General features: G+C 62.9%; 21 protein-coding genes. 10 read left to right on the plus strand and 11 right to left on the minus strand.

What is annotated here, in order from left to right; all coding sequences use genetic code 11:
- Positions 1-43: 43 nt before the first annotated feature.
- A complete protein-coding gene (locus tag N5D53_RS05245; protein WP_104962781.1) occupies positions 44-2,899 on the plus strand; it encodes a class I adenylate cyclase in 2,856 nt (951 codons plus the stop codon).
- A gap of 68 nt (positions 2,900-2,967) precedes the next feature.
- Here N5D53_RS05245 and rnk read toward each other — a convergent pair whose 3' ends face one another.
- The 3 genes from rnk to cyaY all read right to left on the minus strand — a co-directional run bounded on the left by rnk (position 2,968) and on the right by cyaY (position 4,083).
- Positions 2,968-3,378 (minus strand): nucleoside diphosphate kinase regulator, encoded by a 411-nt coding sequence (gene rnk, locus N5D53_RS05250; protein ID WP_003253652.1) that lies wholly within the window; start codon positions 3,376-3,378, stop codon positions 2,968-2,970.
- A 146-nt stretch (positions 3,379-3,524) separates the two neighbouring features.
- Positions 3,525-3,749, minus strand: a complete 225-nt coding sequence (locus tag N5D53_RS05255; protein ID WP_104962782.1) for a DUF1289 domain-containing protein — start codon at positions 3,747-3,749, stop codon at positions 3,525-3,527.
- Position 3,750: 1 nt separating this feature from the next.
- Complete coding sequence (gene cyaY, locus N5D53_RS05260) at positions 3,751-4,083, minus strand: iron donor protein CyaY (RefSeq protein ID WP_004575827.1); 333 nt, start codon at positions 4,081-4,083, stop codon at positions 3,751-3,753.
- A 239-nt stretch (positions 4,084-4,322) separates the two neighbouring features.
- Here cyaY and N5D53_RS05265 point away from each other — a divergent pair, with 239 nt between their 5' ends.
- From N5D53_RS05265 to N5D53_RS05290, 6 genes are read left to right on the plus strand one after another with little or no spacing between them, the layout of a single operon-like run.
- Positions 4,323-4,541, plus strand: coding sequence for a lipoprotein (locus tag N5D53_RS05265; RefSeq protein WP_190869838.1), 219 nt, complete (start codon positions 4,323-4,325; stop codon positions 4,539-4,541).
- A gap of 9 nt (positions 4,542-4,550) precedes the next feature.
- The gene (gene lysA / locus N5D53_RS05270; RefSeq protein WP_010955746.1) at positions 4,551-5,798 is read left to right on the plus strand and encodes a diaminopimelate decarboxylase; all 1,248 of its coding nucleotides are present in this window, start codon (positions 4,551-4,553) and stop codon (positions 5,796-5,798) included.
- A 4-nt stretch (positions 5,799-5,802) separates the two neighbouring features.
- Positions 5,803-6,633, plus strand: a complete 831-nt coding sequence (gene dapF, locus N5D53_RS05275; RefSeq protein ID WP_014592814.1) for a diaminopimelate epimerase — start codon at positions 5,803-5,805, stop codon at positions 6,631-6,633.
- A 13-nt stretch (positions 6,634-6,646) separates the two neighbouring features.
- Positions 6,647-7,357 (plus strand): DUF484 family protein, encoded by a 711-nt coding sequence (locus N5D53_RS05280; RefSeq protein ID WP_014592815.1) that lies wholly within the window; start codon positions 6,647-6,649, stop codon positions 7,355-7,357.
- Positions 7,357-8,256 (plus strand): tyrosine recombinase XerC, encoded by a 900-nt coding sequence (gene xerC / locus N5D53_RS05285; protein WP_064491273.1) that lies wholly within the window; start codon positions 7,357-7,359, stop codon positions 8,254-8,256. Before N5D53_RS05280 ends, xerC begins: the two co-directional genes overlap by 1 nt.
- Positions 8,253-8,948 (plus strand): HAD-IA family hydrolase, encoded by a 696-nt coding sequence (locus tag N5D53_RS05290; protein ID WP_010955750.1) that lies wholly within the window; start codon positions 8,253-8,255, stop codon positions 8,946-8,948. The genes xerC and N5D53_RS05290 overlap by 4 nt, the downstream gene beginning before the upstream one ends.
- Before the next feature lie 157 nt (positions 8,949-9,105).
- Here the strand turns inward: N5D53_RS05290 and N5D53_RS05295 are convergent, their stop codons facing one another.
- The 5 genes from N5D53_RS05295 to glnK form a co-directional block, all read right to left on the minus strand.
- A complete protein-coding gene (locus N5D53_RS05295; protein ID WP_190869837.1) occupies positions 9,106-9,567 on the minus strand; it encodes a hypothetical protein in 462 nt (153 codons plus the stop codon).
- On the minus strand, positions 9,564-10,238 hold the full coding sequence (locus N5D53_RS05300) for a hypothetical protein (RefSeq protein ID WP_190869836.1): 675 nt from the start codon (positions 10,236-10,238) through the stop codon (positions 9,564-9,566). The genes N5D53_RS05295 and N5D53_RS05300 overlap by 4 nt, the downstream gene beginning before the upstream one ends.
- Positions 10,239-10,387: 149 nt before the next feature.
- Positions 10,388-10,717: a transcriptional regulator SutA gene (sutA, locus tag N5D53_RS05305; RefSeq protein ID WP_003253643.1), complete on the minus strand. Its 330-nt coding sequence runs from the start codon at positions 10,715-10,717 to the stop codon at positions 10,388-10,390.
- A 429-nt stretch (positions 10,718-11,146) separates the two neighbouring features.
- Positions 11,147-12,478, minus strand: coding sequence for an ammonium transporter (locus tag N5D53_RS05310; RefSeq protein WP_010955751.1), 1,332 nt, complete (start codon positions 12,476-12,478; stop codon positions 11,147-11,149).
- A gap of 46 nt (positions 12,479-12,524) precedes the next feature.
- Positions 12,525-12,863 (minus strand): P-II family nitrogen regulator, encoded by a 339-nt coding sequence (glnK, locus tag N5D53_RS05315; protein ID WP_002555808.1) that lies wholly within the window; start codon positions 12,861-12,863, stop codon positions 12,525-12,527.
- Positions 12,864-13,396: 533 nt separating this feature from the next.
- On the opposite strand from glnK, the gene N5D53_RS05320 reads away from it, so the two are divergent.
- Together N5D53_RS05320 and N5D53_RS05325 are read left to right on the plus strand one after the other, a co-directional pair.
- The gene (locus tag N5D53_RS05320) at positions 13,397-13,663 is read left to right on the plus strand and encodes an accessory factor UbiK family protein (RefSeq protein ID WP_014592818.1); all 267 of its coding nucleotides are present in this window, start codon (positions 13,397-13,399) and stop codon (positions 13,661-13,663) included.
- Entirely contained in the window at positions 13,664-14,017 is a 354-nt protein-coding gene (locus tag N5D53_RS05325; RefSeq protein WP_020190994.1) for a gamma-glutamylcyclotransferase family protein, read from the plus strand.
- Here N5D53_RS05325 and N5D53_RS05330 read toward each other — a convergent pair.
- Positions 13,971-16,040 carry a DUF4034 domain-containing protein gene (locus tag N5D53_RS05330; protein WP_223843616.1) on the minus strand — a complete coding sequence of 690 codons (2,070 nt, stop codon included), beginning with the start codon at positions 16,038-16,040 and terminating at the stop codon, positions 13,971-13,973. The genes N5D53_RS05325 and N5D53_RS05330 overlap by 47 nt on opposite strands.
- Positions 16,041-16,302: 262 nt before the next feature.
- Between N5D53_RS05330 and N5D53_RS05335 the strand changes: the two genes are divergently transcribed.
- The gene (locus tag N5D53_RS05335) at positions 16,303-17,793 is read left to right on the plus strand and encodes a YifB family Mg chelatase-like AAA ATPase (protein ID WP_190869834.1); all 1,491 of its coding nucleotides are present in this window, start codon (positions 16,303-16,305) and stop codon (positions 17,791-17,793) included.
- A gap of 69 nt (positions 17,794-17,862) precedes the next feature.
- On the opposite strand, the gene N5D53_RS05340 is transcribed toward N5D53_RS05335, so the two are convergent.
- Both N5D53_RS05340 and N5D53_RS05345 read right to left on the minus strand, forming a co-directional pair.
- Positions 17,863-18,231 carry a response regulator gene (locus tag N5D53_RS05340; RefSeq protein ID WP_010955756.1) on the minus strand — a complete coding sequence of 123 codons (369 nt, stop codon included), beginning with the start codon at positions 18,229-18,231 and terminating at the stop codon, positions 17,863-17,865.
- Complete coding sequence (locus N5D53_RS05345) at positions 18,228-19,220, minus strand: response regulator (protein ID WP_104962804.1); 993 nt, start codon at positions 19,218-19,220, stop codon at positions 18,228-18,230. The genes N5D53_RS05340 and N5D53_RS05345 overlap by 4 nt, the downstream gene beginning before the upstream one ends.
- Between the last annotated feature and the right edge of the window lie 42 nt (positions 19,221-19,262).

A 19,262-nucleotide genomic window follows, 5' to 3' on the forward strand; every position in this document is an offset into this window, starting at 1 on the left:
AGGCTAAACTCGCCACAGCTTCAATGGCCTGCCCGAGCGCGCAATGAACCACCCTCACGAAATCCGCCCTGACCTGGACGAAGGCATCGACCGCAAGGTCCTGGCGACATTGCGTGCGCGCTTCCTGCATCTGAACCAGGGCCGACTGCAGCGGGCTAAGGAAGGCCTGTCAACGCGCCAGCAACAGGTACTGTCATTGCTGCCGCTGCTGTTTCACGTGAACCACCCGCTATTGCCGGGTTACGTTTCCGGCAGCACCCCCGCGGGCGTATCGGCGTACGAGCCAAGCGCCGAGCTGGTGGCAGATGCCCAACGCCTGGCCCGCTCGTTCACCTACAAGGCCCAGCATGGCAACCCGCCACGCCCGATCCACGGCCTGTTCCTGATGGGCAGCCTGGGCTCGCTGGCGCAGGCCGAGCACAGCGACATGGACCTGTGGGTGTGCCATGCACCCGGCTTGCCCGAACAGCTGCTGGGTGAGCTGCGCCGCAAGTGCCAGCTGCTGGAGGCCTGGGCGGCAAGCCTGGGCGCCGAAGCACACTTTTTCCTGATCGACACACAGGGCTTCGCCCAGGGTCAGCGCGATGGCCAGCTCGGCTCCGACGACTGCGGCACCACCCAGCATTATCTGCTGCTGGACGAGTTCTACCGCACCACCCTGTGGCTGGCCGGGCGCACGCCACTGTGGTGGCTGGTACCGGTGTACGAGGAGCACAACTATTACAGCTACACCCAGACGTTGCTGTCCAAGCGCTTCATCCGCAGCCAGGAAGCCCTTGACCTCGGCAACCTGGCGCACATTCCGCCCGGTGAGTTCGTCGGCGCTGGCCTGTGGCAATTGTTCAAAGGCATCGACTCGCCCTACAAATCGCTGCTCAAACTGCTGCTGACCGAAGCCTACGCCAGCGAACACCCTGCGGTGCGCTGCCTGAGCCTGGACTACAAGCAGGCAGTGTTTGCCAACCAGCTCGACCTCGACGAGCTGGACCCCTACGTGATGGTCTACCGGCGCATCGAACGTTACCTGCTGCAACGCGGCGAAACCGCGCGCCTGGAGCTGGTAAGACGCAGCCTGTACCTGAAGGTGAACAAGAAGCTCAGCGACCAGGGCCGCAGCCATGGCTGGCAACGTCGGCTGCTGCAGCGCCTGGCCGACGAATGGGGCTGGGACCAGCGCCAGTTGGCCCTGCTGGACAGCCGCAGCCAATGGAAAGTGCAGCAGGTCGCCGTCGAGCGGCGTGAGCTGGTGGCCGAGCTTAACCTCAGTTATCGCTTCCTCAGCCAGTTCGCCCGCACCCAGAACGCCAGCAGCCGCGCCGACCAGCGCGACCTCAATGTGCTGGGCCGGCGCCTGTACGCCGCCTTCGAGCGCCGCGCCGGCAAGGTCGAAGTGATTAATCCCGGCATCGCCCCTGACCTCGCCGAAGACACCCTGACGCTGGTCCAGGCACCCAACCGCAAGGAGCCGGGCAGCTACCACTGGGAGCTGTACAGCGGCAACCTGAGCACCCATGAAGTACAGCACTTCAGCCCGATGAAGCGCTGCCGCGAGCTACTCGAACTGCTGACCTGGGCCCATCGCAACGGGGTGATCGACAGCAGCACCCGCATGGCGCTGCATCCAGGGGCCAGCGACCTCGGGGAGTTCGAGCTGTTCAACCTGCTGGGCTGTCTGCGGCAAAGTATCCCCCTGCCCTTGCCGACCGTCAGCGAAGTGCGCCTTTTGCAGCCCAGCGTTGCCGATGAGGTGTTGTTGCTGGTCAACGTCGGCGTCGACCCGCTGCGCCACCACCGCGACCTGAACGTGCTGATGACCACAGAGCGCACCGATGCGTTGAGCTACGCTGGCGTGCGCGAAAACCTGGTGCTGACCCTGGACCAGGTCACCGTCAACAGCTGGAACGAGGTGCTGGTCCAGCGCTATGACGGCGAACACGCGCTGGTGCGCTGCCTGCGCGACTTCCTCAACAGCCCGGCGCAACGCGGCCACCGGCCACGGGTGCGGGTACGCTGCTTCTGCCAAAGCCGCGCCCAGCCTATCGGCCAACGCGTAGAGGAAATTTTCGACACTGTGCAGCTGCTGCGGGACCAAGGGCTCCACCACCGCTACCTGCTACAAGTGGCCCAACACACCCATGTGCTGGAGCTTTTGCCCGAGCATGTCAGCCTGACGACCCTGGCCGAGCATGAGGCGCTGCTGGCCTACCTGGGCGAAGAACGCAGTGCCTACAGCCCGCTGTACCTGGATGCCAATGCCCTGCAGGATCACGACCTGCGCCTGGTGCTGGAGCAAGGCCGGCCAGCCTGTATTCAGGTGTTCTACCGCCTGCAGGGCGGCTGGGCCGACGTGTATGTGCTGGATGAATACAACGCATTGTGGCAACAACGCCTGCCGCTGCATGACGAAGCGCATCTGCTGTTGCCACTGCAACGCTTTCTGCGCTCGGTGGTGATGCGCCGCGATGCACGCCTGCCCCTCGATAGCCTGCGGCCCGCCTCGCTGGATATCCACTTCGCGCAGCTGTTGCCCACCGGCCCAGGCAAGGCACGCAGCATCGAGCCGCGCCTGGCCCCGGCCGAGGGCAGCGACCAGCCTTACTATGAGGTACAGGCGATTATCCAGGCCGGTGTAGCGGGTGTGGCGCATGTGACGTTGTACTGCGACCAGCAGGAGTTTTCCGAACTGGAACATGGTGAGCAGCTGTACGCGGTGGTGGCCCGGCAGATCATCGGTCAGCGCCGTGGCGCAGAGCGGTACCGGTGCTATATCACCGACCTGGATTTGTCCGAGCTGCTGGATGACCGGCTGGGGGCAACGCAGGTCTACCTGAGCTACAAGCGGGTGCTGGAGCAGGCTTTGAATGAGGGGCTGGAACAGGTTTTGGCGCAAGGCGCCTGAACTCGCAGCACAAGACCGCTGTGGAACAGCCTTGTGCTGCAAATGGGTCGCGAAGCGGCCCCTGGCCCTTACAGGTCGTAATCGCCCGCTGCTTCCGGCTGGTACTCCACTTCCAGCAGCTTCAGCTTGAGGGTCTTGCCCCCCGGTGCCGGCCAATCGATCTGCTCGCCCACCGACAGCCCCAGCAAGGCGCAGCCAATCGGCGCCAGGATCGAGACCTTGCCTTCCGGCCCGGCATCCTTGGGGTACACCAGTGTCAGGTGGTAGTCCTTGCCGCTGGCTTCCTCACGGCAGTGCACCCGCGAGTTCATGGTCACCACGCCCGCCGGCACTTCCTCGTGACCGACCACCTGCTCGGCGCGGTCAAGCTCGTCCTGCAGGGCGAGCACACCCGGCGTACTCTCGTCGAGGCTGTCGATCAGACGCTCCAGACGCTGTACGTCCAATCGGGTGAGGATGAGGGAAGGCTTGGTGCTCATGATCCAGTCAGACTCCTTTGAACAGGCAGTTTTCAATGTGCAAATAAAGCAAAACCCCGCCCAAGGGCGGGGTTTGAGAAGGCTTTGGCGTCACCGACGCAGAACCCGACACTACCACAGCCGGGCAAATACTCAAGCCCCTGCGCTCAGTGTGCCTTAGCCTGATCGCGCAAGACCTGGGCCTCGCGGCAGATCTGCCGGCGCCGTTCGTCATCGGCCGAGCGCCATTCGCGAATGTGCTCGACATGCCGATGGCAACCGGTGCACACCCGCTGTTCGTCCAGCCGGCATACGCTGATGCACGGTGACGGCACTGCAGGGCTGACGTTGCTGTAAAGCGGCTTGGGCGGCCGGGCCTGGGCGCTACTCATGTCAGATTTCGTCGAAGTCCAGCTTCTCGCCGGCCCGCTCCCAGACGATACGCTCGAGCATTTCCCCCAGCAACTCTTCGCTCTTTTCGCACACCCACTTGCCGCTGTCTTCGTCGTAATCGAAGTGGAAACCACCGGAGCGGTCGGCAAGCCACAGCTGGCGCAGTGGCTCCTGACGGCTGAAGATCAGCTGGGCACCGCCCTCGAACTTGACGGTCAGGACACCGGCGGAGTTCTCCATGTCCAGGTCCAGACCGCTCTCGTCGAACAGATCTTCCAGGGCCTGTTGGGTCGCGTCGACCAGATCATGGAAACGCGCTTCACTCAAACTCATTGCAGGAACCTCGAAATTGGCTGCGTTACAGGCAAGCCGGGCAAGATACGGGCGCTTGCCGCCGAATGCAAAGGTTTAGCCGTTGCCTTCACCGGCCTCTTCGCGGGCAAGCCCGCTCCTACAGGGGGCTGCGCAGAGGCTAAGCATAGCCCGCCCGGCGGACCGGTCCTTGCATAGGCAAGCCGCCGGTCGCTCGGTATACTCGGGCGCAATACTGCATTTTTCTAAGGATTTCACCCATGAAGCGCCTGATTTCCTCCTTCGCGGCGCTGGTCGCTGTTGCCTGCCTCGTTTCGGCCTGTGGCCAGAAAGGCCCGCTGTATCTGCCTGAAGATGGCGATAACGGCAAAGCGCACACGTCGCACCAGCACCAGCCAAAAGCCAAGTCGGCCCCGGCACAAGAACAGCAGCCCGAGCTGCAGTCCGAGTCCGAGCCCGAGCAGTCGCCAGCGCAGTAAGGAAACCAGATGAACGCTTTCAACTACCGCGACGGTGAGCTGTTCGCGGAAGGCGTGGCCCTGTCGGCCATTGCTGAACGTTACGGCACCCCCACCTACGTGTACTCGCGCGCCCACATCGAGGCCCAGTACCGTAGCTACGCAGACGCCCTGCAAGGCACCGAGCACCTGGTGTGCTTCGCGGTCAAGGCCAACTCCAACCTTGGCGTGCTGAACGTGCTGGCGCGCCTGGGCGCAGGCTTCGACATCGTCTCCGGTGGTGAACTGGAGCGTGTGCTGGCCGCTGGCGGGCGTGCCGACCGCGTGGTGTTCTCCGGCGTCGGCAAAACCCGTGAAGACATGCGCCGCGCCCTGGAAGTTGGCGTGCACTGCTTCAACGTCGAATCCACCGACGAGCTGGAGCGCCTGCAAGTAGTCGCCGCCGAAATGGGCAAGGTTGCCCCGGTGTCGCTGCGGGTCAACCCGGACGTCGATGCCGGTACCCACCCGTACATCTCCACCGGCCTTAAAGAAAACAAGTTCGGCATCGCCATTGCCGATGCCGAGGCCATCTACGTACGCGCCGCACAGCTACCGAACCTGGAAGTGGTCGGTGTCGACTGCCACATCGGCTCGCAGCTGACCACCGTCGAGCCATTCCTCGACGCCCTCGACCGCCTGCTGGTGCTGGTCGACCGCCTGGCCGAGTGCGGCATACACCTGCGCCACCTGGACCTGGGTGGCGGTGTCGGCGTGCGCTACCGCGACGAACAGCCACCACGGGTGGCCGACTACATCAAGGCCATCCGCGAGCGCGTGGGCGAGCGCGACCTGGCTCTGGTGTTCGAACCAGGCCGCTACATCGTCGCCAACGCTGGCGTGCTGCTGACCCGCGTGGAATACCTCAAGCACACCGAACACAAGGACTTCGCCATCATCGATGCAGCGATGAACGACCTGATCCGCCCGGCCTTGTACCAGGCCTGGATGGGTGTCAGCGCGGTCAAGCCACGTGCAGGCGAAGGCCGTGCCTACGACCTGGTCGGCCCTATCTGCGAGACTGGCGACTTCCTCGGCAAGGACCGCGTCCTCAACCTGGCCGAAGGTGACCTGCTGGCCGTAGAGTCCGCGGGCGCCTATGGTTTTGTCATGAGCTCCAACTACAACACCCGCGGCCGTTGCGCTGAAATCCTGGTCGACGGCGACCAGGCGTTCGAAGTACGCCGCCGCGAGACCGTCGCCGAACTGTATGCTGGCGAAAGCCTGCTGCCGGAGTAAGCCCATGCTGCTGCGTTTTACCAAGATGCATGGGCTGGGCAACGACTTCATGGTCCTGGACCTGGTCAGCCAGCACGCGCACATTCAGCCCAAGCACGCCAAGCAATGGGGTGACCGCCATACCGGTGTCGGCTTCGACCAGTTGCTGATCGTCGAGGCGCCGAACAACCCGGAAGTGGACTTCCGCTACCGCATCTTCAACGCCGACGGCTCCGAGGTCGAGCAATGCGGCAACGGTGCGCGCTGCTTTGCCCGCTTCGTGCTGGACAAGCGCCTGACCGCGAAAAAGCGCATCCGCGTGGAAACCAAGAGCGGCATCATCGTGCTGGACGTGCAGAACGACGGCCAGGTGAGTGTCGACATGGGCCCACCCCGCTTCATCCCTGCCGAAATCCCCTTCGTTGCTGACGCGCAGGCGCTGAGCTACCCACTGGAGGTCGACGGCCAGCTGCATTCCATAGCCGCCGTGTCCATGGGTAACCCGCACGCCGTGCTGCGTGTCGACGACGTGCATACTGCCCCCGTGCACGAGCTGGGCCCGAAGATCGAAAACCACCCACGCTTCCCACAGCGGGTGAATGCCGGCTTCATTCAAGTCATCGACCGCCACCGCGCCAACCTGCGCGTGTGGGAACGCGGCGCCGGCGAAACCCAGGCTTGCGGCACCGGCGCCTGCGCCGCGGCCGTGGCGGCGATCAGCCAGGGCTGGATGGACTCCCCGGTGTCCCTCGACCTGCCCGGTGGCCGCCTGCACATCGAATGGGCCGGCCCCGGCAAGCCCGTGATGATGACTGGCCCGGCCGTACGCGTCTATGAAGGACAGGTTCGTCTCTAAACGAGTAACCGCCATGACCGATCAGCCCAAGGTTGTACCCAAGCAGTCCGCCGAGCTCGATGCCGAAGCGGTGGTCGCCTACCTGCGCGCCCACCCCACCTTCTTCGCCGAGCACGACGAGCTGCTGATCGAACAGCACATCCCGCATCAGCGAGGAGACAGCGTGTCGCTGGTGGAACGCCAGCTCAAGCTGCTGCGTGACCGCAACATCGAAATGCGCCATCGCCTGTCGCAACTGATGGACGTGGCCCGCGACAACGACCGGCTGTTCGACAAGACCCGCCGGCTGATCCTTGACCTGCTCGATGCCGGCAGCCTGGAAGAAGTGGTAATGGCGGTCGAAGACAGCCTGCGCCAGGAATTCCAGGTGCCCTTCGTCAGCCTGATCCTGTTCGGCGACAACGTCGCGCCGGTCGGGCGCTGGGTCAGCAATGCCGAGGCGCAGCAAGCCATCGGTGCCCTGCTGGGCGGTGGCAAGACCGTCAGTGGCAACCTGCGCGAGCACGAGCTGGCGTTCCTGTTCGGTGAAGAACAGCGCCGGGAAGTAGGCTCCAGCGCCGTGGCAGCTCTTGAGTACCAAGGGCTGCATGGGGTTCTGGCCATCGGCAGCCGCGACCCGCAACACTACAAAAGCAGCGTCGGTACCCTTTTCCTCGGCTATATCGCCGAGGTGCTCGGCCGCGTTGTGCCACGCGTTACCCAGACCCTGCGCCCGGTACGCTGATGAAACGCCAGCTGGAGGCTTATTGCGCACACCTGCGCAACGAGCGCCAGGTGTCGGAGCACACCTCGCAGGGCTACCGTCGCGACCTGGAAAAAGTCATCGCCTACTGCGCAGAACACGGCATTGCCGATTGGCAGGCGCTGCAAATCCAGCAGCTGCGCCAGCTGATCGCCCGCTTGCACCACCATGGCCAATCTCCGCGCAGCCTGGCACGCCTACTGTCGGCAGTGCGCGGCCTGTACCGCTACCTCAACCGCGAAGGCCTGTGCCAGCACGACCCGGCCAACGGCCTGAGCGCGCCCAAAGGTGAGCGGCGGCTGCCCAAGGTACTGGATACCGACCGCGCACTGCAGCTGCTCGATGGTGGCGTCGACGACGACTTCATCGCCCGGCGTGACCAGGCGATCCTCGAACTGTTCTATTCCTCGGGCCTACGCCTATCGGAACTGACCAACCTCGATCTTGATCACCTCGACCTCGCCGCCGGCCTGGTGCAGGTACTGGGCAAGGGTGGAAAAGCCCGCGTACTGCCGGTGGGTCGCAAGGCTCGCGAGGCGTTGCAGGCCTGGTACCGTTTGCGCGGCATCGGCAACCCACGCGACCGGGCAGTGTTCATTACCCGCCAGGGCAATCGCATCAGCCCCCGGGCAGTGAGGCTGCGGGTAAAGGTTGCCGGTGAGCGTGAGCTGGGCCAACACCTGCACCCGCACATGCTTCGCCATTCCTTCGCCAGCCATGTGCTGGAATCATCCCAGGACCTGCGCGCGGTGCAGGAGATGCTCGGCCATGCCGACATCAGCACGACGCAAATCTACACCCACCTGGACTTCCAGCACCTGGCCGCGGTGTACGACAGCGCCCACCCTCGGGCCAAACGCAGCAAAGGCACAGACTCATGAGCATCAAGCTGATCACCTTCGACCTCGACGATACCCTGTGGGACACCGCGCCGGTGATTGCCACCGCGGAAGTCGTGCTGCGCGACTGGCTCGAAGCCAACGCACCAACCCTCGGTAGCGTGCCGGTGGAACACCTGTTCGCCATCCGCGAGCGCCTGGTGCAAGCAGAGCCCGGCCTCAAGCACCGCATCAGCGCCCTGCGCAGGCGCGTGCTGTTCCATGCCCTGGAAGAGGTCGGCTACAGCGAGCAGCACGCACAGGCGCTGGCCAACGAAGGCTTCGAAGTGTTCCTGCATGCGCGCCACCAGGTGGAGATCTTCCCAGAGGTACAACCGGTGCTTGAGATCTTGCGCCATCAATACATCCTGGGGGTGGTCACCAACGGCAATGCCGACGTCAGCCGGCTGGGGCTGGCCGATTACTTCCGCTTTGCCCTGTGCGCCGAGGACCTGGGCATTGGCAAGCCAGACCCCGCACCATTCCTTGAAGCGTTGCGCCGCGGCGAGGTGGACGCGGGTGCGGCGGTTCATATTGGCGATCACCCTGGCGATGATATTGCCGGTGCCCAGCGCGCCGGTTTGCGCGCGGTGTGGTTCAACCCGCAGGGCAAGGCCTGGACTGGCGATCAGGCGCCGGATGCCGAAATCCAGCGCCTGTCGCAGCTGCCCGACGTGCTCGCGCGCTGGCGCTGACGGAGGCCGCTTTGCGGCCCATTCGCGGGCACGCCCGCTCCCACAGGGACCGCGCAGGCCCTGGACCCTGTGGTGAACCTGTGGGAGCGGGCATGCCCGCGAAGAGGCCGGCACAGGCAACCCAAACCAAGCCCGCAGCGACGGCGTGCTACTTTGCTTAGCCGCCAGCAAACCTGCGCTGCATGTTTTGACGACGCAGCAACCACATCAATATGCCGCCTTTGATGAACTCTGAAATAACAATCAAACCGAGCATCAGCCACGGATTGTAGTCAGGTACCAAGCTAGCCCATACCAACAGCACCGAAAACGACGGAACAGCGAACAGCAGCCGCCAAGGTATTTGCGCTAACCCAACATAAATACCCGCCTTTCGAGCGCCCAGCAAAAGCGCCGCGCTGAAAATGATCGACGCCTGCATAACGAGGTTGATCACCATAAGTACCACAGTGAGCAAGCCTTGCTCGCTCCAAATGCTCAGCGTGTTCTGCAGGTCCGTAACTACCGGGAAATGCCCACGCCGAATACTTCCTACGACGTAGAGCAATAGATAAAGGGCATCCAGCCCTCCCCAAAACCGCATTACCCACCCCTCTACTTTTCGTCCGGCGGGCATCATTTTTTTTCTCGGTGTTCATAGGTTTCAAAAGGAAGGACCGGTTGCCAGTGCCAAGACTTTCCACTGATCTGCCACTTGTCCTCTCCCTCTAAGTACCGCTGGGTGATAGCCCGTAGCTCACCATAGCGATGAATGACAGATCGCGATACCAAGTGATCTTCGTGACTATCAAGGGGAACCCACTGCTGGGTCACGACGCGCGAAGTGTTGTCATAATCCTTGCCTTCCGAACCGAAAATACGACCCTCGTCACCTAGCGAGCCAAGGCGGTTCTGCAGCATGGAAAATGTATTTTTCAATCCGTCATAATCGATGTCGATGGTGCGCCACTTACCGGGACCTTTTTCGTTTTCAGCCAGCCTATTACTCTGCGCAGGCATAGGGAAGCATTGCGCCGCGCCGAAGTGATCATCGAGCCTCATAGGCCTAGTTGGATCGTTGGGCAAAAACAGCCACCTGCCGTCTCTGATCTCTTTTACTGCCCTTTCCAGATCTGGCTCAGAGAGCACTTGCCCGAGCGTGAAGCCGCAATCTCTCAGGAACTCTGTCTTACCGTGCAAGCACTCCCAGCCTCTGAGCGCACGCTTTACTCTCCCCTCAGCAAAGAAAGGGTCTTCCACCTTAGGCAAGTCTTCCTTGCGAAGCTCGCGACGACGAACCAATTTGTCCATAAGTCCTCCAGGCTTGAAGCGTGATGCTTGCCTGGCATCGCAAAGAAGATCTATCAGATACATCCTTTATACTTGTGGGAAATTTCTCTTATTTCCTGACGCCCACAAAAAAGCCCGCAGCGACGGCGGGCTTTTTTGCGATCAGCCACTCAGATAGGGCGGCTGCCGTACTTGTTGTCTGGCTTCTTGGGCGGGTCAGCGACCACGTTGGCCTCGACTTCCTGCACCTTGCCACCGCGAGAAAGGAATTCTTCCATCGCCTTGGCCAGTGCATCACGCTCTTTCTGCTTGGCTTCCATGCTCGGCATCTCGTCTACCGAGACTGCTGCCTTGGATTTGCCCTTGGCAACGGGTGCCGGGCTGCTGTCGTCATCGCCAGCGTCTTCCACGCCGTCGTCAGCCGCCCCTTCAAGGACCTCATCACCCTCGTCTTCGTCGCCTACTTCGAGGTCATCATTTTCCAGATCGTCGTCGCTCATGTTCTACCTCATGACTTGCGAAAAGCAGGTTGGTTATAGACCAGTGCAGCCGTAGACCGGCAGCCACCAGTGAAAATTCAACTGGCCGTGGGTTAGGCCACTGCCCTTGGGTCGGCACTCCTGATGGGAGGCGGCACCCAGCAGGCCCTGCTCCTGGCAGGACCTGACAAATCCATTAGCCCCTGCTGGCCACACGCTATTGGCAAGCCTAGCAAAGGCTGGCGAAGTGTGTGGACTACTCGTCAAACACCCTTCGGCGCGCATTCTAGCGCGCCCGTGGAAAAAGCAAAGCACCATAAACGCCCTGCGGCTTGTAAGTTTTTTACCTACGTCACGAACGTGTCGAATAAACCGTTTGCCGTGCGGGAAATGCTGAAAAACTGGCAAAAAAATGCCCGGCAAGCCGGGCAAGTTTTTACCGCGTCGCAGTTACAGGTTGTAGCCGCGCTCGTTGTGCTGAGCCAGGTCGAGGCCGACCGACTCTTCTTCTTCGTTGACCCGCAGGCCCATCACCACATCCAGCACCTTGAGAATCACGTAGGTGACGATGGCGGTGTAGACCACGGTGAAAATCACACCTTTGGCCTGGATCCAGACTTGCATGCCGATGTCGGTGACGGTACCGAAGCCGCCCAGCGCCGGAGCCGCGAATACACCCGTGAGGATGGCGCCGATGATGCCGCCAACACCGTGCACGCCGAAGGCATCCAGCGAATCGTCATAGCCGAGCTTGCGCTTGAGCGTGGTGGCGCAGAAGTAGCAGAGCACACCCGAAACCAGGCCGATGATCAGCGCGCCAATCGGCCCGACGGTGCCCGCAGCCGGGGTGATGGCGACCAGGCCAGCAACCACGCCCGAAGCGATGCCCAGAGCACTTGGCTTACCGTGACCGACCCACTCGGCGAACATCCAGCCCAGGGCGGCGGCGGCGGTAGCGATCTGAGTGACCAGCATGGCCATGCCGGCAGTACCGTTGGCGGCGGCAGCAGAGCCTGCGTTGAAACCGAACCAGCCGATCCACAGCATCGCTGCACCCATCAGGGTATAGCCGAGGTTGTGCGGGGCCATCGGCGTGGTCGGGTAGCCCTTGCGCTTGCCCAGTACCAGGCAGCAGACCAGGCCTGCGATACCGGCGTTGATGTGCACCACGGTGCCGCCGGCGAAGTCCAGTACGCCCCAGTCCCACATCAGGGCACCGTCACCGCTCCACACCATGTGGGCGATCGGCGCATACACCAGGGTGAACCAGATACCCATGAATACGAGCATCGCCGAGAACTTCATGCGCTCGGCAAAGGCACCGACGATCAACGCCGGGGTGATGATGGCGAACGTCATCTGGAAGGTGATGAACACCGCTTCAGGGAACAGCGCGGTGGCCGAGGTCAGGCTGTCGGGCGTGACGCCGCTGAGGAAGGCCTTGGAGAAGCCGCCAACGAAGGAGTTGAAGTTGAGCACGCCCTTTTCCATACCGGCGGTATCGAAGGCCATGCTGTAGCCGTAGACGACCCAGAGAATGCTCATCAGGCCGGTGATTGCAAAGCATTGCATCATCACCGACAGCACGTTCTTGGATCGCACCATGCCGCCATAGAACAGGGCCAGGCCCGGAATGGTCATGAACAGCACCAGCGCCGTTGCGGTCAGCATCCAGGCGGTGTCGCCGGAATTAAGCGCTGGGGCAGCTTCCTCTGCCAGGGCAAGCCCGGGCATTACGAGGGACAATAGGGCTCCTAGCCCTGCGATCTTACGCAGAGTCATGTTGTTTTCTCCTGGGGCGTTGGGTTTGGTGAGGCTTTTTTGCTGCTTAGATCGCGTCGGTATCGGTTTCGCCGGTACGGATGCGGATCGCCTGCTCCAGATTCACCACGAAAATCTTGCCGTCACCGATCTTGCCGGTGTTGGCTGCCTTGGTGATGGCTTCGATTACCCGATCAAGGTCTTTGTCATCGATGGCGACATCGATCTTCACCTTGGGCAGGAAATCGACCACATATTCAGCACCGCGATACAGCTCGGTGTGGCCCTTCTGCCGACCGAAACCTTTGACTTCGGTGACGGTGATGCCCTGCACGCCGATTTCCGACAGCGACTCGCGCACGTCGTCCAGCTTGAACGGCTTGATGATGGCTGTGACTAGCTTCATGAAACTCTCTCCCGATTTGGTGGACTTGCCCCAGGAAAACAAACCCGTCTCAAGTCTAAGCGCAGCGGTTGGCTTTGTAACGCGTCGTCGGCATCCGGCTCCGCGTGCGCACTGCCTGGTCACAAGGAACTGCTTCAGTGCATGGCTCGTACAGGTCTTTGCAGAAACCTTGCCAGTTCCGACAAAGCGCCGAAAAACAGCGCGTTATGTGATTTGGTCGGGATTGGCCAGTCGCCAGCATGGGAAACATGCACAATTTCGGTGCGCAGCAGCGGGGCAAGCTGCGCGAAAAATGTGCAACGGATTAGAAACCGCAGATAATTCTTTGTGGGAGCAACTGTCTTGCTCAATTTCTAAAAGTTGGCGCGATCGCTGGGAGCGGGCTTGCCCGCGAACACGGGCGAAGCCCGTGCCATCCACCGCGGTGTCTTCTTCGCGGGTAAACCCGCTCCTACGAAGGCCAATGTGCACTCAGGCGCCAGGTTTGTGCGTGCTACACTGGCGGCCATTTCTCCGTTTCAGTGGACAGCCCCATGCTCCCGCCCAAAGCCCTTCTCGATGCCCTGAGCGAACAGGCCTCGCGCCTGTTCAGCAGCGATGCCGCCCAGCCCCGTGCGGAACTGGAAAGCCAGTTCAAAGTGTTGATGCAAGGCGCCTTCAGCAAGCTGGACCTGGTCAGCCGCGATGAATTCGACAGCCAGATGGTCGTACTGGCGCGCACCCGCGCACGCCTCGAGGCCTTGGAAAAACAGGTAGCCGAGCTGGAAGCCCGGCTGAACCCAACTTCACAGGATGAATGAATGCAGCCCTCCAGCGCATACCCGGTACTGTTGTTTTCCTACGGCACCTTGCAGGATAAAGCCGTGCAACTGGCCAACTTTGGCCGTGAGCTGAACGGCCAGGCCGACCGTATGCCGGGCTACCGCCTGGACTGGGTCGAGATCACCGACCCAGGCGTACTGGCGACCAGCGGCAAGTCTCATCACCCCATCGTTTCCCCCAGCAGCCAGGCCAACGACAGCGTGGCCGGCATGGTCTTCCAGATCAGCGAAGACGAACTGGCAGCGGCGGACCGCTATGAAGTTGCCGACTACAAGCGCGTCGCAGTCACCCTTGCATCGGGCCTGACAGCCTGGGTTTATGTGCGCGCCTGAGCCCGTCCGATGCAGGTTGAACCCGCAACGACTCGGCATGGGTAAAGGCCTGTTTCGGTGGTAGTTCACTTGCATGCAGTGTGCCGCGGAACAATGCCGCCCCGCACTGAGTAAACAACGTCTTCACCCGGCTGTGCGAATTGAGGATCTGGGCCTGGATATCACCAATGGCCGAATCCCTTGGTTGCAAGCTGGCCGCTCGGTTGACCCATTGGATGGCGGCAAAGCGGCTTTGCTTGCGGGTGCCACGCCCCTGCATCCAGGCCAGCCCCAGTTCGGCGCTGGCACGCCCTGCAAGCCACGGGTCCGGGTGCTCGACCAGGCTCAGCAGGTAAGCAACCGCCTCACTTCGCTCCTGCGCCTCACCAAACCGGCGTAACAAAATCCCCAGGTGCAACCGCGCACACGCGTTGGTCTGCCCGTTGCCCAGCGCGTCGACAAGCAGGCGCCTGACCGCCAGCATGGCACTGCGCTCGTTCAGATCCTCATCGCCGTCCATGCGCAGGCAGGCCAGGTTGTACTTGGCCTGCCTGCTGCCCGCCTCCACCGCACGCTGCAGCCAGTAGCCGGCTGCCTCGTCATCCAGGTAATGCGCCGGGGTGTTGGCCATGCCGCCATGGTGCAGCTCATACAAGGCCAGGGCAGCACCCGGCAGGTTCAGTTCGGCGCAGCGTTCATACAGATAGCAGGCCACTTCATGCCGGTTGGCTGCCCACAGCAATCGCGCCACTTCAAGCACTTCGAACCCCGGTGCCTGACCCGCGAACTGGCGACTCACCGCCCGTTGCAACCATAGCCTTGCCTGCTCGGCCGAGCGTGGCAGCGCCCACAGCCCGAAACGGTGCCCGACAGCGCGTAATGCACAGGCAGCAGCATGTGAACGGCCGTCACACAGGCGCTCAATGGCGCTGTGTAACAGTTGCCTCTCATCTGCCATGCCATTGCGCAGTATCAGCTCGGCCAAACAGCGAAACGGCACGCCCATGGCGCGGATGGCGCCGAGATCGGCATTGCACGCCAAGCTCGCGGCAAAGTCGCGCATAGCGCCAGCATGGTCGCCCGATACCCTGCTGCGCAGTGCCCCCCGCCATGCCAGAACGACAGCACGTTCCCTGGGCCTCAACGGGCGTTGTGACCAGTCTTCGAACACGTGCTGCCAGTCGGCGACGGCCTGCAACGGATCAGCCTGTGGCAGCATCAGCCGGCCTTCGACGGCCATCCAGTGCAGCGCATTACGCAAACGCTCGTCCCAGGTTGCGCACAACGGGCCACTGATCAACAGCTCGAACGCATCGAGGCTGCCGCCCCAGCGGGGCAGCAGGTACACAGCAAGGGCCTGGATCGCTTCGAAGCAGCCGGGGCGGGCGATCAGCGCATGGCGCAGCCAGTAATAGCGAGGGTCCTCGTTTTCATGGTCGACCCGCTTGCCCAGGTAGCGCGGCAGCGCCTGTGGCAGCTCGGCCAAGGGCAACAGCCCATGCCTCACCAGCAACGGCGCTGCAGCTTCCTGTACCTCTACATCGGCATGGGCACTGGGCCTGAAGCGTGCAGGCTCCCCCTGAAACAGTTGCAGCAACCAACCAGGCTCATGGAACTGCGCACTGATGCGCAGCATGCCAATGGCCGCTGCCACGGGGTGCGCAGAGCGGTCCATTGCACGCAACAGGTGCGCGGTGGCGGATTCACAAATTTGCGCGACAGCCAGCAAGCGTGCAGCGTTGCGCTGGCCATCAACCTGCACCTGGCAGGCCCGGTGGAAGCAGTGCATACCCATTACCACCTGTGGGTGGTAAGCCCTGGGGCACGCGTCGATCCAGGCTCTGAGCACTTGGCTCAGGGCCCTGTCACTCTGGTTTTCCTGGTCGAGCAGCATGTGCCCTTCAATGGCCGCCAGGTAGGCCGGGAACTCGCCGGGCGGGGCCTGACGCCACTGAGCCTCAAGCCTGTCGAAAAAGCGGTTGAGTTCAACGAATGCACTGGCCTGCACCAGTTCGCGCATTACCTGGTGCGTGCGGGTGGGCATTTGCACGGTGCAATACCTCAAGTCCATTTGAAAGAAGACGCAGTGCCATCCCATGGCAACTGCGGTTGCCCAACAACACTAAGTCATACCTGACGCCTGCGCAAAGCCTATTGGATCCATTTTTGCCGAAGCACATGAAAACGCAGGGAAAACCCCTGCCCTGAAAAACCACGACGCACACTTGTTGCGCCGGCGTTGGCAGCACTGGCTATTCTTTGCCCAGCCGCAGGAAGCGGCATTTTCCAGCAACAACGGAGCGTTCATGTCCCTAGCCCTCGTCCACAGCCGCGCCCAGGTAGGCGTGCAGGCACCGGCGGTCAGCGTCGAAACCCACCTGGCCAACGGCCTGCCTCATCTCACCCTGGTCGGCCTGCCGGAAACCACGGTCAAGGAAAGCAAGGACCGGGTGCGCAGCGCCATCGTCAACTCCGGGCTGAAGTACCCGCAGCGGCGCATTACCCAGAACCTCGCCCCCGCCGACCTGCCCAAGGATGGCGGCCGATATGACCTGGCCATCGCCCTGGGCATCCTCGCCGCCGACGGCCAGGTGCCGATTGCCACCCTGGTCGATATGGAATGCCTGGGCGAACTGGCGCTGTCGGGGAAATTGCGCCCGGTGCAGGGCGTGCTGCCTGCGGCACTGGCGGCACGCGAAGCAGGCCGGGCGCTGGTGGTACCACGGGAAAACGCCGAGGAAGCCAGCCTGGCGGGCGGGTTGGTGGTGTATGCGGTGGGCCACCTGCTGGAGTTGGTCGCCCACCTGAACGGCCAGGTGCCGCTGCCGCCCTACGCTGCCAACGGCCTGATCCTGCAGCAACGCCCCTACCCGGATTTGAGCGAAGTGCAGGGCCAACTGGCAGCCAAGCGCGCCTTGCTGCTGGCTGCGGCCGGGGCGCACAACCTGCTATTCACCGGGCCGCCCGGCACCGGCAAGACCTTGCTCGCCAGCCGCCTTCCCGGGCTGCTGCCACCGCTGGACGAGCACGAAGCGCTGGAAGTGGCGGCAATCCAGTCGGTCAGCGGGAAAGCGCCGCTGAACAGCTGGCCACAGCGACCCTTTCGCCACCCCCATCACTCTGCGTCCGGCCCGGCGCTGGTCGGTGGCGGTAGCCGACCGCAACCAGGTGAAATCACGCTCGCCCATCACGGCGTGTTGTTTCTCGACGAACTTCCGGAGTTTGAGCGGCGCGTACTGGAAGTGCTTCGCGAGCCACTGGAGTCAGGTGAAATCGTGATTGCCCGTGCCCGCGACAAAGTGCGTTTCCCCGCGCGCTTCCAGCTGGTGGCGGCGATGAACCCCTGCCCTTGCGGCTACCTGGGCGACCCCACTGGCCGCTGCCGCTGCAGCACCGAGCAGATCGCGCGCTATCGCAACAAGCTGTCCGGGCCACTGCTGGACCGCATCGACCTGCACCTGACCGTGGCTCGCGAGAGCACTACATTGAACAACCAGCCTTGCGGTGAAACCAGTGCCGATGTCGCCGTCAGGGTGGCTGAAGCGCGGGAGCTGCAGCACAGGCGACAAGGGTGTGCGAATGCATTTCTCGACCTTGAAGGTTTAAGGCACCACTGTGGGTTGGTAGCGGCGGATCAGGTCTGGCTGGAAGGGGCCTGCGAGCGGCTGACCTTGTCGCTACGGGCGGCGCACCGGTTGTTGAAGGTGGCGCGGACACTGGCGGACCTGGAGGGATGCGAGACGATTGGCCGGGCGCACCTGGCCGAGGCCCTGCAGTACCGACCGGGGAGCAGTTAGATTGCCAGGGTTGTGATGCCCCCCTGTTAGGAGCGGGTTCACCCGCGAAGAGGCCGGCACAGCCATACCTCACTGACCGCCAGCCAAAGCCTCTTCAACCACCTTCAGCAGCACCTCTTCAGAAAACGGCTTGCCCAGGCAGGCCAGTGCCCCAAGGCCCATCGCTGCCCGTACCGAGCCATCGTCCCAATGTGCCGACATGCAGATCACCGGCAAGCGCCACCCCCGCTGTGCCAGCTCACGCTGTACCTCCAGCCCGCTCATTCCCGGCATCTTCAGGTCCAGCAACACACAACCCGCCTCGCCCGCCAGTGGCGAAGCCAGGAATGCGTGCCCGGCGGAAAACGACAAGGTCTCGAACCCCGCCGAGCGCAGCAGGTTGGCCAGGCTTTTGCGCACCGAGGCATCGTCGTCGACGATGCACACCCCTCTGCTCATGCGCCGCCCAGGCTCGCAGACCGCGCTCCGAGGAGGTTGTGCATGGCCGCAAGCTCCAGCAGCGAGCGGGACTGCATCTTGTTCATGATGTTCTTCTTGTGCACCTTGGTCGTCACCTCGCTGGTGCCGATCTGCCTGGCGATCTGCTTGTGCGACAAGCCGCCTACCACCAGCGAGAAGACCTGGCGCTCACGCTGAGTCAGGCGCTGGTACTTTTCCTCGACCTGCCGCGCCTGCAGCCACTTGCGGCCTTCGGCCACGGCCCGGGCGCGCACTGTCTGCAACAGGGTCAGCAACTGGTCTTCATCGAACGGCTTGGTCAGAAACTCCACCGCCCCGGCGCGCATGGCCTGGACGGTCATCGGGATGGTGCCGAAACCAGTCATGAACACGATCGGCCAGGGCAGCGCCAGCCGGCACAGTGCATCCTGTACCTCCAGGCCACTTGTGCCAGGCAAGTGCATGTCCAGCAGCAGGCAGGCACAGGGGGTTTCCAGGCGGGCCTCGAACAGCGCCTCGGCACTGGCAAACAAGTGGTGCGGGATGTCCTGCGAGCGCAACAGCCGGCCCAACGCGGTGCGCACCGACGAGTCGTCATCCACCACCAACACCGGCACATTCACGCGCTCATCGAGCGGCTCGACAGTCTCGACCAGGCTGCGCAGCAACGACCTGCCCAATGCCTCACCAGGCTCCTCGAGGCTGATCTGCGCGGCCAGGCGATAGCCCCGGCGCGGCACGGTCTGGATCAGGCCACGGTCGCCAAAGGCCTTGCGCAGCAAGGACACCTGAACCTGCAAGTTATTGTCCTCGACCACCGTGCCGGACCACACCTGGCTGAACAACTCGTCCTTGCCGACCACGCGGCCCTTGGCCCTGATCAGCGTGGCCAGCACGTCGAAAGCACGCCCACCCAACAGGATCGGCTTGCCATCGACAAAGACTTCGCGCCGCTCCAGCGACACCTGGGCATTGCCTATTCGGATCATGGCTTCCTCGCGCGGGCACGGGCGTTTTCGCTGCCCTGGGCA

Origin of the sequence: Pseudomonas sp. GD03862 (assembly GCF_029840855.1) — a bacterium.
In the GTDB taxonomy this organism is placed as follows: Bacteria; Pseudomonadota; Gammaproteobacteria; order Pseudomonadales; family Pseudomonadaceae; genus Aquipseudomonas; species Aquipseudomonas alloputida.

Coding starts and splice junctions, on each gene's coding strand:
- N5D53_RS05325 (WP_020190994.1), top strand. CDS start 13,664: ATGCAGCCCTCCAGCGCATACCCGGTACTGTTGTTTTCCTACGGCACC.
- N5D53_RS05340 (WP_010955756.1), bottom strand. CDS start 18,231: ATGAGCAGAGGGGTGTGCATCGTCGACGACGATGCCTCGGTGCGCAAA.
- cyaY (WP_004575827.1), bottom strand. CDS start 4,083: ATGAGTTTGAGTGAAGCGCGTTTCCATGATCTGGTCGACGCGACCCAA.
- N5D53_RS05295 (WP_190869837.1), bottom strand. CDS start 9,567: ATGATGCCCGCCGGACGAAAAGTAGAGGGGTGGGTAATGCGGTTTTGG.
- N5D53_RS05245 (WP_104962781.1), top strand. CDS start 44: ATGAACCACCCTCACGAAATCCGCCCTGACCTGGACGAAGGCATCGAC.
- sutA (WP_003253643.1), bottom strand. CDS start 10,717: ATGAGCGACGACGATCTGGAAAATGATGACCTCGAAGTAGGCGACGAA.
- N5D53_RS05280 (WP_014592815.1), top strand. CDS start 6,647: ATGACCGATCAGCCCAAGGTTGTACCCAAGCAGTCCGCCGAGCTCGAT.
- glnK (WP_002555808.1), bottom strand. CDS start 12,863: ATGAAGCTAGTCACAGCCATCATCAAGCCGTTCAAGCTGGACGACGTG.
- xerC (WP_064491273.1), top strand. CDS start 7,357: ATGAAACGCCAGCTGGAGGCTTATTGCGCACACCTGCGCAACGAGCGC.
- N5D53_RS05335 (WP_190869834.1), top strand. CDS start 16,303: ATGTCCCTAGCCCTCGTCCACAGCCGCGCCCAGGTAGGCGTGCAGGCA.
- N5D53_RS05300 (WP_190869836.1), bottom strand. CDS start 10,238: ATGGACAAATTGGTTCGTCGTCGCGAGCTTCGCAAGGAAGACTTGCCT.
- dapF (WP_014592814.1), top strand. CDS start 5,803: ATGCTGCTGCGTTTTACCAAGATGCATGGGCTGGGCAACGACTTCATG.
- N5D53_RS05345 (WP_104962804.1), bottom strand. CDS start 19,220: ATGATCCGAATAGGCAATGCCCAGGTGTCGCTGGAGCGGCGCGAAGTC.
- N5D53_RS05255 (WP_104962782.1), bottom strand. CDS start 3,749: ATGAGTAGCGCCCAGGCCCGGCCGCCCAAGCCGCTTTACAGCAACGTC.
- N5D53_RS05330 (WP_223843616.1), bottom strand. CDS start 16,040: ATGCCCACCCGCACGCACCAGGTAATGCGCGAACTGGTGCAGGCCAGT.
- lysA (WP_010955746.1), top strand. CDS start 4,551: ATGAACGCTTTCAACTACCGCGACGGTGAGCTGTTCGCGGAAGGCGTG.
- N5D53_RS05310 (WP_010955751.1), bottom strand. CDS start 12,478: ATGACTCTGCGTAAGATCGCAGGGCTAGGAGCCCTATTGTCCCTCGTA.
- N5D53_RS05290 (WP_010955750.1), top strand. CDS start 8,253: ATGAGCATCAAGCTGATCACCTTCGACCTCGACGATACCCTGTGGGAC.
- N5D53_RS05265 (WP_190869838.1), top strand. CDS start 4,323: ATGAAGCGCCTGATTTCCTCCTTCGCGGCGCTGGTCGCTGTTGCCTGC.
- N5D53_RS05320 (WP_014592818.1), top strand. CDS start 13,397: ATGCTCCCGCCCAAAGCCCTTCTCGATGCCCTGAGCGAACAGGCCTCG.
- rnk (WP_003253652.1), bottom strand. CDS start 3,378: ATGAGCACCAAGCCTTCCCTCATCCTCACCCGATTGGACGTACAGCGT.